The 12,393-nt window shown below is 69.7% G+C and carries 11 protein-coding genes; 3 read left to right on the top strand and 8 right to left on the bottom strand.

From position 1 onward, the window contains the following. Positions 1 to 13 precede the first annotated feature (13 nt). From J2850_RS04000 to J2850_RS03990, 3 genes are read right to left on the bottom strand one after another with little or no spacing between them, the layout of a single operon-like run. Complete coding sequence (locus J2850_RS04000; protein WP_209978981.1) at positions 14 to 1,048, bottom strand: alpha-ketoacid dehydrogenase subunit beta; 1,035 nt, start codon at positions 1,046 to 1,048, stop codon at positions 14 to 16. Between the two features lie 37 nt (positions 1,049 to 1,085). Further along, the gene (locus J2850_RS03995; protein ID WP_417281578.1) at positions 1,086 to 2,081 is read right to left on the bottom strand and encodes a thiamine pyrophosphate-dependent dehydrogenase E1 component subunit alpha; all 996 of its coding nucleotides are present in this window, start codon (positions 2,079 to 2,081) and stop codon (positions 1,086 to 1,088) included. A gap of 32 nt (positions 2,082 to 2,113) precedes the next feature. After that, entirely contained in the window at positions 2,114 to 3,190 is a 1,077-nt protein-coding gene (locus J2850_RS03990) for an ATP-NAD kinase family protein (RefSeq protein ID WP_209978979.1), read from the bottom strand. 339 nt (positions 3,191 to 3,529) lie between these two features. Here J2850_RS03990 and J2850_RS03985 point away from each other — a divergent pair, with 339 nt between their 5' ends. Beyond that, positions 3,530 to 4,933, top strand: a complete 1,404-nt coding sequence (locus J2850_RS03985; protein ID WP_209978977.1) for an FAD-linked oxidase C-terminal domain-containing protein — start codon at positions 3,530 to 3,532, stop codon at positions 4,931 to 4,933. Between the two features lie 15 nt (positions 4,934 to 4,948). Here J2850_RS03985 and J2850_RS03980 read toward each other — a convergent pair whose 3' ends face one another. After that, positions 4,949 to 5,428, bottom strand: a complete 480-nt coding sequence (locus J2850_RS03980; protein ID WP_211113759.1) for a YaiI/YqxD family protein — start codon at positions 5,426 to 5,428, stop codon at positions 4,949 to 4,951. 163 nt (positions 5,429 to 5,591) lie between these two features. Between J2850_RS03980 and ettA the strand changes: the two genes are divergently transcribed. Further along, complete coding sequence (gene ettA / locus J2850_RS03975; protein ID WP_209978975.1) at positions 5,592 to 7,268, top strand: energy-dependent translational throttle protein EttA; 1,677 nt, start codon at positions 5,592 to 5,594, stop codon at positions 7,266 to 7,268. A gap of 117 nt (positions 7,269 to 7,385) precedes the next feature. Here ettA and J2850_RS03970 read toward each other — a convergent pair whose 3' ends face one another. From J2850_RS03970 to J2850_RS03955, 4 genes are all read right to left on the bottom strand, one after another. Beyond that, positions 7,386 to 8,543 carry a YsnF/AvaK domain-containing protein gene (locus tag J2850_RS03970; RefSeq protein WP_209978973.1) on the bottom strand — a complete coding sequence of 386 codons (1,158 nt, stop codon included), beginning with the start codon at positions 8,541 to 8,543 and terminating at the stop codon, positions 7,386 to 7,388. Between the two features lie 4 nt (positions 8,544 to 8,547). After that, positions 8,548 to 8,976: a YsnF/AvaK domain-containing protein gene (locus J2850_RS03965; protein WP_209978971.1), complete on the bottom strand. Its 429-nt coding sequence runs from the start codon at positions 8,974 to 8,976 to the stop codon at positions 8,548 to 8,550. 17 nt (positions 8,977 to 8,993) lie between these two features. Further along, on the bottom strand, positions 8,994 to 9,134 hold the full coding sequence (locus tag J2850_RS03960) for a hypothetical protein (protein ID WP_209978969.1): 141 nt from the start codon (positions 9,132 to 9,134) through the stop codon (positions 8,994 to 8,996). 169 nt (positions 9,135 to 9,303) lie between these two features. Continuing rightward, positions 9,304 to 10,812: a pentapeptide repeat-containing protein gene (locus J2850_RS03955; protein WP_209978968.1), complete on the bottom strand. Its 1,509-nt coding sequence runs from the start codon at positions 10,810 to 10,812 to the stop codon at positions 9,304 to 9,306. 193 nt (positions 10,813 to 11,005) lie between these two features. On the opposite strand from J2850_RS03955, the gene J2850_RS03950 reads away from it, so the two are divergent. Beyond that, positions 11,006 to 12,268: an MFS transporter gene (locus J2850_RS03950; protein ID WP_209978966.1), complete on the top strand. Its 1,263-nt coding sequence runs from the start codon at positions 11,006 to 11,008 to the stop codon at positions 12,266 to 12,268. The last annotated feature ends 125 nt before the right edge of the window (positions 12,269 to 12,393 follow it).

Genomic DNA, 12,393 nt, shown 5'->3' with positions numbered 1-12,393 from the left:
ACGGGCGCTCAGCTCACGCCGCGATCCGCGGCGACTGGCCGCCGGGTGCCAGGGTGCGGCGGGCGGCGACGGCGATGCTGTCGGCGCTGGGGATGTAGAGGTCCTCCAGCGTCGGCGCGAAGGGCACCGGCGTATGGGGCGCCGTCACCATCTGCACGCCCGCCTTCAACGCGCCGAAGGCGTTCTGCCCGACGAAGGCGGCGATGTCGGTGGCGAGGTTGCAGCGCGGGTGCGCCTCGTCCACCACCACGAGCCGGCCGGTGCGCTCGACGCTTTCGATGATGGTGTCCCAGTCGATGGGCGACAGGGTGCGCAGGTCGATCACCTCGGCCTCGGTGCCGTCCTTGGCCAGCGCCGTCGCCGCCTCCATCGCGCGGTGGACGGTCAGGCCATAGCTGACGATGGTCACGTCGTCGCCGTCGCGCAGGACGTTCGCCTCGCCGAAGGGAATGGCGTAGCTCTCGGCCGGAACTTCGCACTCCAGGCCGTAGAGGTTCTTGTGCTCGCAGAAGATGACCGGGTCGTTGTCGCGGATCGACTGGATCAGCAGGCCCTTGGCGTCATAGGCGTTGCTGGGGCAGACCACCTTCAGCCCCGGAATGTGGGTGAACAGCGGCGTGAGCATCTGCGAATGCTGGGCGGCGGCGCGGAAGCCGGCGCCGATCATGCCGCGGATCACCACCGGGGTTTCCGCCTTGCCGCCGAACATGTAGCGGAACTTGGCGGCCTGGTTGAAGATCTGGTCGAAGCAGACGCCCATGAAGTCCAGGAACATCAGCTCCGCCACCGGCCGCAGGCCGCAGGCGGCGGCACCGATGGCGGCGCCGATATAGGCGGATTCCGACAGCGGCGTGTCCATCAGCCGGTTGCCGTGCTTGGCGTACAGTCCCTTGGTGACGCCCAGCACGCCGCCCCAGGCGTCGTCCTCGCCGTGCGCGCCGGTGCCGCCGACGATGTCCTCGCCCATGACGATGACGGTGGGGTCGCGGCGCATCTCCAGGTCCAGGGCCTCGTTGATCGCCTGCTTCATGCTGATCTTGCGGGACATGTGTTTCCTCCGCGCGTTTCGCGTTTATTGGATTGGCTCAATAGGCGACGTAGACGTCGCGCAGCAGGTCTTCGGCCACCGGCAGCGGTGCCGCCTTGGCGGCGCGCACCGCGTCCTCGATCAGCGCGCCGACCTCGCGGTCGACCGCCTGCAGCTCGTCGCGGCCGATCACGCCTGCCTCGATCACCCGTTCCGACAGGATGGTCAGGCAGTCGCGCGAGGCGCGGATGGACTCCAGTTCGCCCTTGGCGCGGTAGGTCTGGGCGTCGCCTTCGAAATGGCCGTAGAAGCGGACCATGTTGCATTCCAGCAGCGCCGGGCCGCCGCCGTCGCGGGCGCGGCGGATGATCTCGCCGGCCGCCTCGTACACCGCGAAGAAGTCGGTGCCGTCGACCGTGACGCCCGGCATGCCGAAGCCGGTGGCGCGGTCGACGTAGCTGTCGCAGGACACCGCCCATTCCATCGCGGTGGACTCGGCATAGCCGTTGTTCTCCACCACGAAGACCACCGGCAGGTTCCACACCGCGGCGAGGTTCAGGCTCTCCAGGAAGGTGCCCTGGTTCGACGCGCCGTCGCCGACGAAGGTGATGCCGACGCCGCGGTCGCCGCGCACCTTGGCCGCCAGCGCCGCCCCGCAGATCAGCGGTGCGCCGGCGCCGAGGATGCCGTTGGCCCCCATCATGCCCTTGGACAGGTCGGCGATGTGCATCGACCCGCCCTTGCCGCGGCAGGCGCCGGTGCTGCGGCCGTAGATCTCCGCCATCATCGCATGGACGTCGACGCCCTTGGCGATGCAGTGGCCGTGGCCGCGGTGGGTGGAGGCGATGCGGTCGTTGTCGTTCAGGTGCATCATGATGCCGGTGGCGCAGGCCTCCTCGCCGGCATAGAGGTGGACGAAGCCGGGGATGTCGCCCTTGGCGAAATCGACGTGCAGCCGCTCCTCGAACTCGCGGATGGTCCGCATGGTGCGGTAGGCCTGCAGCAGTTCGTCCTTGCCGAGAGGGAAGGGGTTCGCGGACATGGTCGCGGACATGGGGTGTTTTCTCCCTGGTTGGTGTTTGGTGTTCAGAAGGCGGTGGCGGGCACCGGGGTGGCGGTCAGCAGCCGGTTCTGGCCGGCGTGCCGCATGACCGCGGCGACGTTGACCGTACGGAAGGCGCCGTCCCGGAGCGTCAGGGACAGGCGGTCGCGCTCGGTGAAGGACAGTTCGCGTTCCCCGTCGAGCGCGATGGAGCCGGCGGCGACCTCCGGCACGAAGGCGACGTCGGCCGGCATGCGGCGCCAGTCGGTGACGCCGACCCGGGCCATCATTCCCGGCGCGATGGGGGCATGGAGCGTGGTGGTCCCCCGGCGGCCTTCGCCGGCGCCGTCCCCGTCGGCCGACAGGCGCACCATCAGGCCGCCGCTCTCGTCGCGGCCGACGGGCTCCAGCAGGCCGGCGATGGCCGACATGCCGATCACCTCCGGGTCGGCGAAGGTGACGTAGAGCTCGCGGAAATTCTCGGTCCGCCACAGGGCGCGGGCGCCGATGTAGCGTTCCGTCACCAGCGCCACGTCGACCAGCGCCAGGTCGGTGACGGCACCGCCGTTCGCCCCGTTGATAAGGGACACGTCGATGCGCTTGTTGGCGGCGAAGGCGATGTGCGGCGGCACGCGGCCGGTCACCGCAAGCCCGGTGGCGAGCCCGGTGATCGTCGGCTCGCGATGTTCGGGGAAGGCGTTGTTGGTTCCGGTCGAGATGCCGGCGATCGGCACCGTCCCGCAGTCGGCGGCCACCGCCCGGTGGGTGCCGTCGCCGCCCAGCACCACCAGCGCCGCTACCCCCGCCCGCCGCATCTCCACCGTGGCGCGGTGGGTGTCGGCGACGGTGCCGGTGACCGGCATGGCGACGGGGTGGAGGGAAGGGTATATGTCCTCGCCGCGGGATTTCGCCCGCATCACCCCGCGCTCGACGTGGGCACGGATGCCGCCGTTCTCCGGCATCATCAGCACGTCCTGCACCCCGCAGGCCCGCAGGGCCGCCAGCACCCGCAGCAGGATGTTCGCCCGGTCGGCGATCTGCAGGCTGGTGGCGTTGGCGACGACCCGGCGGATGTCCCGGGCGGAAACCGGATTGGCGACGATGCCGACGACCGGAGCCAAGATGGCGTCTCCCCCTCGTTGCGGCGCGCCGTGCGGCGGCGGCCTTTCTGGAGGAGATGGAGCAACTGCCGTGCCAGATGGTCAGTGTGGCGGAAATTCGCTGGTTTCAGCGGTTGCGTCCGCCACACCGGGGTGCGGCGGCGCCACACCTGTTGCACGACCTGTTGCGCCGGCCGTGCAACAGGTGTTGCAGACTGCGGTTTGGCGGCCGGTGCGGCGGTCGGGCGGGGACCCCCGGCATCCCACCCTTGCGCAGGCGTGATCTTGCCAAGCGCTCCGTCGCCGCTTTAGCTTCATTTGGTTATACGAATGAACCACCGACCGGGAAGGAAAAGCCCCATGACCGTCATCGCCACCACCCGGCCGCGTGCGGCCCTGACCGAAGAGGCCCGGGCCGAGCTGGCGGCATTGCTGGGCGATCGGTTCACCACCTCCCTGCCGGTGCGCGAGCATCACGGCAAGGACGAGTCCTACCACGCCCCCTTCCCGCCGGACGGCGTCGCCTTCGCCAGCTCGACCGAGGAGGTCAGCGCGATCGTCCGCATCTGCGCCAAGCACAAGCTGCCGATCATCCCCTTCGGCACCGGGACCTCGCTGGAGGGCGGCATCGCGGCGCTGGCCGGCGGCATCACCATCGACCTGTCGAACATGCAGCAGATCCTGCGCGTCAGCGCGGAGGACCTGGACGTCACCGTCCAGGCCGGCGTGACCCGCAAGCAGTTGAACGAGCATCTGCGCGACACCGGCCTGTTCTTCCCGATCGACCCCGGCGCCAATGCCTCGCTGGGCGGCATGACGGCGACCCGGGCCAGCGGCACCAACGCCGTGCGCTACGGCACGATGCGCGAGAACGTCCTGGGTCTGACCGTGGTGCTGGCCGACGGCCGCGTCATCAGGACCGGCGGGCGGGCGCGCAAGTCGGCGGCCGGCTACGACCTGACCCGGCTGTTCGTCGGCTCGGAAGGCACGCTCGGCATCATCACCGAGGTGACGCTGAAGCTCTACGGCATCCCGGAGGCGATCTCGTCCGCCGTCTGCGCCTTTTCGACCATCAAGGGCGCCGTCGACACGGTGATCCAGACCATCCAGGTCGGCGTTCCGGTCGCCCGCATCGAGCTGCTGGACGAGGTGCAGATCGACGCGGTCAACAAATACTCCAAGCTCGATTATGCGGTGGCGCCGACACTGTTCTTCGAGTTCCACGGCACCGAGGCCGGCGTGAAGGAGCAGGCCGAGATGGTGGCGGCCATCGCGTCGGAGCATGGCGGGATGGAGTTCGCCTGGGCCGTCCGGCCGGAGGACCGCTCCAAGCTGTGGCAGGCCCGTCACGACGCCTATTACGCCGCGCTCGCCTTGCGTCCGGGCTCGAAGGGCTGGCCGACCGACGTCTGCGTGCCGATCTCGCGGCTGGCCGACTGTATCCTGGAGACCAAGCAGGATCTGGCGGAGTCCAACATGCTGGCCCCGATGGTCGGCCATGTCGGCGACGGCAACTTCCACCTGGTCTACGTCATCGACCCGGAAAAGCCCGAGGAGATGGCCGAGGCCCAGCGCCTTGCCGACAAGATGGTCGGCCGCGCGCTGGCGATGGGCGGCACCTGCACCGGCGAGCACGGCATCGGCTATGGCAAGATGGCGTTCCTGGAGCAGGAGACCGGCGACGCCTACGCCGTCATGGGCGACCTGAAGCGGACGCTCGATCCGGACAACCTGCTGAACCCCGGCAAGGTCGTGCGGGTGTAAGGGGGCACTGCCCCCTCAGCGGAACCGTGGCCGCCGCCCCGCCTTCAGCGCCTGCACCGCCTGGTCGAGCGCCTGGAGGAACTGCGACTTGTCGCGCTGGCTCATCGGGGCGTTGCCGCCGCTGACCACGCCCATGTCGCGCAGGTCCTGCATCAGGGCGCGCGTCGCCAGCGCCGAGCCGACGCTGTCGGCGGTGAAGGGGCGCCCGGTCGGGCCGATCACCACGGCGTCGCGCTTGACGCAGCGGTCGGCCAGCGGGATGTCGGCGGTCACCACGATGTCGGTCGCGCCGGCATGGTCGGCGATCCAGTTGTCGGCGGCGTCGAAGCCGTCGCTCACCACCACCAGTTCGGCGATGCAGTCGGTCGGCAGCCGCAGCGGCGCGTTGGCGACCAGCCAGACCTTGCAGCCGGTGCGGCCGGCGACCTTGTAGATCTCCGCCTTGACCGGGCAGGCGTCGGCGTCCACGTAAATGTTCGGGCTTGGGGCGGCCAATCCTGCTCCTCCGGCCGCCGGCCGATTCGGGCCGGGCGGCTCAACATGGTTTCACGCACCGCTCTTATGCGCTAAAACCGGACCCAAGCGACAGGGTGCCGTAGAACCGCAGGGATGGGGGCGGCGCCGGTTTTCACATCTTTTCGGAAGGTCGGAGCGGCGCATGGCGTCCTACCAGTATGTCTATGTCATGAAGGGCCTGACCAAGGTCTATCCTGGCGGCAAGAAGGTTCTCGACAACGTCTGGCTCTCGTTCCTGCCGGGTGTGAAGATCGGCGTGCTCGGCGTCAACGGCGCCGGTAAGTCGACCCTGATGAAGATCATGGCCGGCATGGACAAGGACTTCTCGGGCGAGGCCTGGGCGGCCGAGGGCGCCAAGGTCGGCTACCTGCCGCAGGAGCCGCAGCTCGACCCGACCAAGAACGTCCAGGAAAACGTCATGGAGGCGCTGAAGGAGACGAAGGCGCTGCTCGACCGCTTCAACGAAGTGTCGAACCTGATGGCCGATCCGGACGCCGACTTCGACGCGCTGCTGGCCGAACAGGGCGAACTGCAGGAGAAGATCGACGCCGCCGACGCCTGGGACATCGACCGCACGGTCGAGATCGCCATGGACGCGTTGCGCTGCCCGCCGGGCGACGCCGACGTGACCAAGCTGTCGGGCGGCGAGAAACGCCGCATCGCGCTCTGCAAGCTGCTGCTGGAAAAGCCCGACCTCCTGCTGCTCGACGAGCCGACCAACCACCTCGACGCCGAATCGGTCGCCTGGCTGCAGAAGCACCTGGAGGACTACAAGGGCACCGTCGTGCTGGTCACCCACGACCGCTACTTCCTCGACAGCGTCACCGGCTGGATCCTCGAACTCGACCGCGGGTCGGGGATTCCTTGGGAAGGCAACTACTCGTCCTGGCTGGAGCAGAAGCAGAAGCGCCTGGAGCAGGAAGGCCGCCAGGAGGAATCCCGCCAGAAGCAGCTCGCCACCGAGCTGGAGTGGATCCGGCAGAGCCCGCGCGCCCGCCAGGCCAAGAGCAAGGCCCGCATCACCGCCTACGAGACCTTGCTGGCCGAAAGCGGCAAGGAACAGGCCGGCGAGACGAAGATCGTCATTCCGGTGCCGCCGCGCCTGGGCAACGTCGTCATCGAGGCGGAAAGCATCGCCAAGGGCTTCGGCGACCGCCTGCTGATCGACGGCCTGTCCTTCCGGCTGCCGCCGGGCGGCATCGTCGGCGTCATCGGCCCGAACGGCGCCGGCAAGACCACGCTGTTCCGCATGATCACCGGCCAGGACGGCCCGGACGCCGGCACCTTCCGCGTCGGCGATACGGTGAAGCTCGGCTATGTCGACCAGAGCCGCGACAGCCTCGACGCCAAGAAGACGGTGTGGGAGGAGATCTCCGACGGGCTGGACCTGGTGGAGCTCGGCAAGAAGACCATGCCCAGCCGCGCCTACGTCTCCAGCTTCAACTTCCGTGGTCCCGACCAGCAGAAGAAGGTCGGCCAACTGTCGGGCGGTGAGCGCAACCGCGTCCACCTCGCGAAGATGCTGAAGTCCGGCGCCAACGTCCTGCTGCTCGACGAACCGACCAACGACCTCGACGTCGACACGCTCCGGGCGCTGGAGGACGCGCTGCAGACCTTCGCCGGCTGTGCCGTGGTCATCAGCCACGATCGCTGGTTCCTCGACCGCATCGCCACCCACATCCTGGCCTTCGAGGGCGACAGCCACGTCGAATGGTTCGAAGGCAACTTCCAGGACTACGAGGCCGACAAGAAGCGCCGCCTGGGTGCCGATGCCGACCAGCCGCACCGCATCAAGTACAAGCCGCTGGTGCGCGGCTGATCCTTCACATCGCGCGGTCAAATCGCGCGGCCCAATCGCGCGGCGAGGATCAAGCAACGGAAAAGAGGCGGCCCGCAGGCCGCCTCTTTTCCGTTCTGGGAAGACGGGAGGCGCGCCTCAGCGGTCGAGATCGCTGCGGCGGTCGGTCTTGTCCCGCATGTCCTCCACCTCGACCTCGGTCCGGCGGACGGTGTCGCGGACGGTCTCGGCGCGCTCGGCGACGTCCTTGCGGACGACTACCGTCTCGCGGACATGGGCGGTCTTGCTGACCACCGCTTCCTCGTCGGTCTCCGAGACCTCGATGGTCCGCTCGCGGAAGGCGTCGGCCGGGACCTCGGCGCCGGCACCCTCGACCATGCCGCCGGGCTGGCGCTCGACGGTGACGGTCTCGTCGCGCAGGCGCACCTGTTCCTCGACCGGCGTCTCGACCACATAGCTGCGCACGCGGACGCCGCCGCGCTCGACGCTGCGCTTGCCGACCTGGACCTGCTCCTCCACCAGCGGGATCCGCTCCTCGCGCTCGGCGGTGCCGCGACGGCCGCTCTCCATGCCGGCCTCCGAACCGACGCCCGTGCCGATCCCCGATCCCGTGACGGATCCGGTGACGGGGCCGGTGCTGCGCACGTTGGCCTCGCGCATGGCGCCGGCGGCATCGCTCAGCCGCTCATCCGCGACGGACTGGCCCGGGGTGTAGCGCATGCGCTCCTCGTCGGCCGACCGCTCGTCGTAATAGCCGGCGCTCTCGTCGAAGCCGGTCCAGCCGGAGTTGCGGTAGGCGGTGCCGCGCTCCTCGACATCGACGATGTTGCCGCGCTCCAGAACCTCCATGGCGCGGTCGACATCGTCCTCGTCGACACGTAGCTTCAGCAGCGTGCCGCCGCGGCGCACGCCCTCGGCATAGACCTGCGCGTCATGGTTCGGGACGCCCCAGCCGGCGATGCGGGAGAGCATGCCGCCGGCGGTGGTGCCGGTGGTCGGCGGCACCGTGTTGGGCGAGGCGACATAGCCGGTGGACAGGTCGGTGCGGGCCATGCCCGCGGCCGCACCGATGGAGGAATCGCCGGTCAGGCCGGTGCCGGAACCGCTGCCGCTCCAGTCGGTGCCGCCTGCCTGGCCGCTGCGGGCCAGATCGGAGCTTGCCAGATCGGAACCGGCGAGATCGGCATGGGAAAGGACATCGATGATGCCGGCGTCGAAGCCGGCCGCCTGCAGGTCCTGCGACGCGGCGGTCGCGTCGGACCGGTGGTCGTAGAGGGCAACGATGGTCTTGGACATCGGGCTACTCCTCGGGTTCGGTGTTCGGGTGGGGCCGGGGTGTCGCAATGCGCTCGACCGCGGCCTGTTCGGACCGCAGGATGACGGGCTGTTCGACGTCGACGGTGCGCCGGCTCTTGCGGATGTGCAGTTCCTCGCGGAGCACAAGCCGCCGCTCAACCACCAGGATCTCCTCGACGAGCGGGATCACCGTGACGTCGCCTTCCTGGCGGATCCCCGGATAGGCGTCGATCTCCCGACCGACAGGGACGCGGGTGACGAGCGCCTCTTCATGCTCCAGCGTTTCGCGGACCAGTGTCTCGCGCTCGGCGACCCGGGTCGAAACCCGGACCCGGCTGCGCTCCACGCGCTGCTTCTCGACGGACACCGTCTCGTCGCGCAACGGGACGACCGCTTCCGGCTTGTCCGTCTCCGGAATGTCGGGGGGCACCATGGCGGCGGCGCCGCGGGTCAGCGAAGCAGCAGGTAAAGGACGATCGCGACCACGATCAGGCCGAGGATGATCCACATCCAGTTCATTCCCGAACTGGTTGCTCCGCCGCCGGAACCGTCATACACACCGACCTTCCTGGGCTTCTGTTCGTCTGCCATGGGAGCCTCCTCTCGGGGAATGGACCGGCGGGATGCTCCCGGCCGGCGCTCCCATCAAACAGGACGCCCCAATGATCGTTCCGGAGATTTAACGACCGCTGCAACGCAATAAGTTGAAACGGAAGTGCAACGAATTTCGTGGGAATGCCGGTGTTGGCCGCCCCGGCGGTCAGCCCGCCATTTTCTGGTGCTCGAGAAAGGCGGTCTTCAGCAGAGCCTTCAAATCGTCGCCATACCGATGGAAGCCGACGGACAGTTGCCCGCGCTCTTCGTCGCGGTGCAGGACCACGAGGCGGGCGACCGCCGTGACGTCCTGACGGTCGGCCAGCACGACGCGGGCCGTGAAGGACTGCCCGCGCTGGTAGGGCTGGTTCACCGCCAGCAGGCACAGGCCGCCGACCGACCAGTCGCGCGCCGGGAAGCTGCCGTGCTCGGTATGGACGACCATGCCGGGCCGCACGAAGCGCTTCTGCCGGCGGCGCTCCTCCGGCGGGGGAGCCGGGAGGGGCGAGGTGGCGGACGGCATGTCGATGCCCGCCCCGTCGGTCAGCGCGCCGGTGAAGACGGCACCGCGAACCACCGCCTCGGCCATCCGCGAGTTGCGCAGGTCGGCGTCGGAGAAATCGGCACCGTCGAAGTTCGCCGGCCAGGCACGGCCGCCGGCCAGCGCGACCGGGCGCGCATCCGCCCCGTTCAGCAGGGTGTGGGCGAGATAGGCGCGGCGCAGGGTGGCGCCGCGCAGCACCGCGTCGCGGAGATCGGCCTCGTCCAGGTCGATATAGGACAGCTCCGCCATTTCCAGGCTGGCCCGGGTCAGCCGGGCGCCCGGCAGGCGGCAGCGGCGCAGGCGGGCGCCGGCCAGGCTGCGCCCGTGCAGGTCCGCTCCCGCCACCGAGACGAGGTCGAGGTCGAGGCGCGCGCCGTCGGCGCCGCCGCTCTCCACCCAGAGCTCGTGCCGCTCCACCATCTGCAGGAAGTCGGCCACCGGCATGGCCGTGTAGTTGGGCTGGACGATGGCGTCCGGCGGCAGGGCGAAGGGGATGAAGGTTCGGGTCAGCGTGGCGTGGTCCATCACCGTGTTGCCGAACACCGCCCCGTCGAGATTGGCGCCGCAGAAATCGGTGCCCATCAGCACGGCCGAGGTCAGTTCAGCGCCCGTCAGGTCGGCATCGTTCAGGTCGGCGCCGCTGAGGTCGCAGCCGCTGAAGTTGGCGCCGGCGAGGATGGAACGCTCCATCTTCGCCTCGGTCAGGCGGGTGGTGCCGGTGCCCTGGGTGGTGCGGCGGCGGCCGGCCGCCGGGTCGGCGTCGCCCCCTTCCACCAGTTCGCCGGCACGGAAGTCGGCGCCCCGCAGGTTCGCGTCGGTGAGAACGGCACGGTGCAGGTTCGCCCCCCGCAGGTCGGCGCCCGTCAGAACCGCGCCCGACAGGTTGACGGCCTCCATGTCGGCGCCGAACAGGTCGGCCTGCGACAGGTCTGCCTTCACCATGCGGGTGTTGCACAGGTTGGCTCCGGCCAGCTTGGCGCCCGCCAGCGAGACCCGGTCGAGGTTCAGGCGCGACAGGTCGCGGAAACTGAGGTCGGCGCGCCGGCCGCTGCCGGGCCGCTTCAGCCAAGCCTGGTGCGCCTGGATGATCGTCCGGAGTTCCTCGATCTCTTTCGGATCACGGTCGGCCATGGCGTCGGGATTCCAGCTTCACCCTATGACGAAAGACAGCAGCATCCCCGCCAACATAGCCAGTTCGAACAGTGCCGTCACGGATTCTGAACGCGCCGGTCCGAATCGGCGCGTGCGCCGTTGTGCAGCCGGACAGTACCGCAGGAGGCATGGCCCCGGCGCCGACTGGTTCGATGACATAAGGCGGTGGATCATGGCGTCAGGACGGGTCGGGCCGGAGCGGTCGCTCGACATGCTGAACTTCTTCCTCGCCGACGTTCGCGACGGGTTGGGCCCCTACCTCGCCATCTATCTGCTGACCGTGCAGCACTGGGACGAGGCCAGCATCGGCCTGGTGATGATGCTGGCCGGGCTGGCGGGGATCGCCGCGCAGGTCCCGGCGGGTGCCCTGGTCGACGGGACCCGGTACAAGCGCGCCGTCATCGTGGCCGCCGCCCTCCTCGTCACGCTCGGCTGCGTGCTGCTCCCCTGGATCAACGACTTCGCCGTCGTCGCCCTGCTGCAGTCGGCGGTCGGCGCCGCCGGCGCGGTCTTCCCGCCGGCGATCGCGGCGATCACGCTCGGCCTGCTCGGCCCGCGCGCCTTCGTCCGGCGGGTCGGCCGCAACGAGTCCTTCAACCATGCCGGCAACGCGGTGGCCGCCCTGCTGGCCGGAACGGCCGCCTACTTCTTCGGGCCGGTTGCGGTGTTCTGGCTGATGACGGCGATGGCACTGTGCAGCATCGCGGCCACCGCCACCATCCGCCCGGACGCGATCGACCATGCCGTGGCGCGTGGGCTGCATGCCGCCCAGGCCGGCACCGCCAGGGAGGAGCCGTCCGGGCTGCGGGCGATCCTGGGATGCCGGCCGCTGCTGATCTTCGGAGGCTGCGCCGCCCTGTTCCATTTCGCCAACGCCGCCATGCTGCCGCTGGTCGGCCAGCTCCTCGCGATGCGTGATCCGGGGCTCGGCACCAGCCTTATGTCCTTCTGCATCATCGCCGCGCAGCTTGTCATGGTGCCGATGGCGATGCTCGTGGGGGCGAAGGCCGACCGCTGGGGGCGCAAGCCGCTGCTGCTGGCCGCCTTCCTCGTCCTGCCGCTGCGCGGCTTCCTCTACACGCTGTCCGACGCGCCCGCCTGGCTGGTGGGGGTGCAATTGCTGGACGGCGTCGGGGCCGGGCTGTTCGGCGCGCTGTTCCCGCTGGTGGTCGCCGACCTGACCGAAGGCACCGGCCGCTTCAACGTCAGCCAGGGGGCGATCGCCATGCTCCAGGGCATCGGCGCGGCGCTCAGCACCGGTGCCGCGGGGCTGGTCGTCGTCCGGGCGGGCTACGACGCCGCCTTCCTGGTACTGGCCGCGGCGGCCGGCGTGGCGCTGCTGCTGGCCGCCCTGGCGCTGCCGGAAACGCGGTCCGGTGCCGCGCGGCCGGCGTCGGAGGACCGCGCGGTGCCGGCGGCGACCGGGGCTGAGTGAGGAGCGGGCCGACGGCCGGGAAGGAAGGGCAGGCCGGAAACGACGAAGCCCGGACCATGGCGGACCGGGCTTCGTCATCGAAGGCTATGGCGATCTGACGCTGGGCGATCGGGCCTGGGGCAACC

The sequence above is a fragment of the Azospirillum picis genome (assembly GCF_017876115.1).
Classification (GTDB): Bacteria; Pseudomonadota; Alphaproteobacteria; order Azospirillales; family Azospirillaceae; genus Azospirillum; species Azospirillum picis.
Note: the sequence above shows the minus strand (reverse complement) of the source record. Positions and strands in the feature narration are given on the sequence as shown.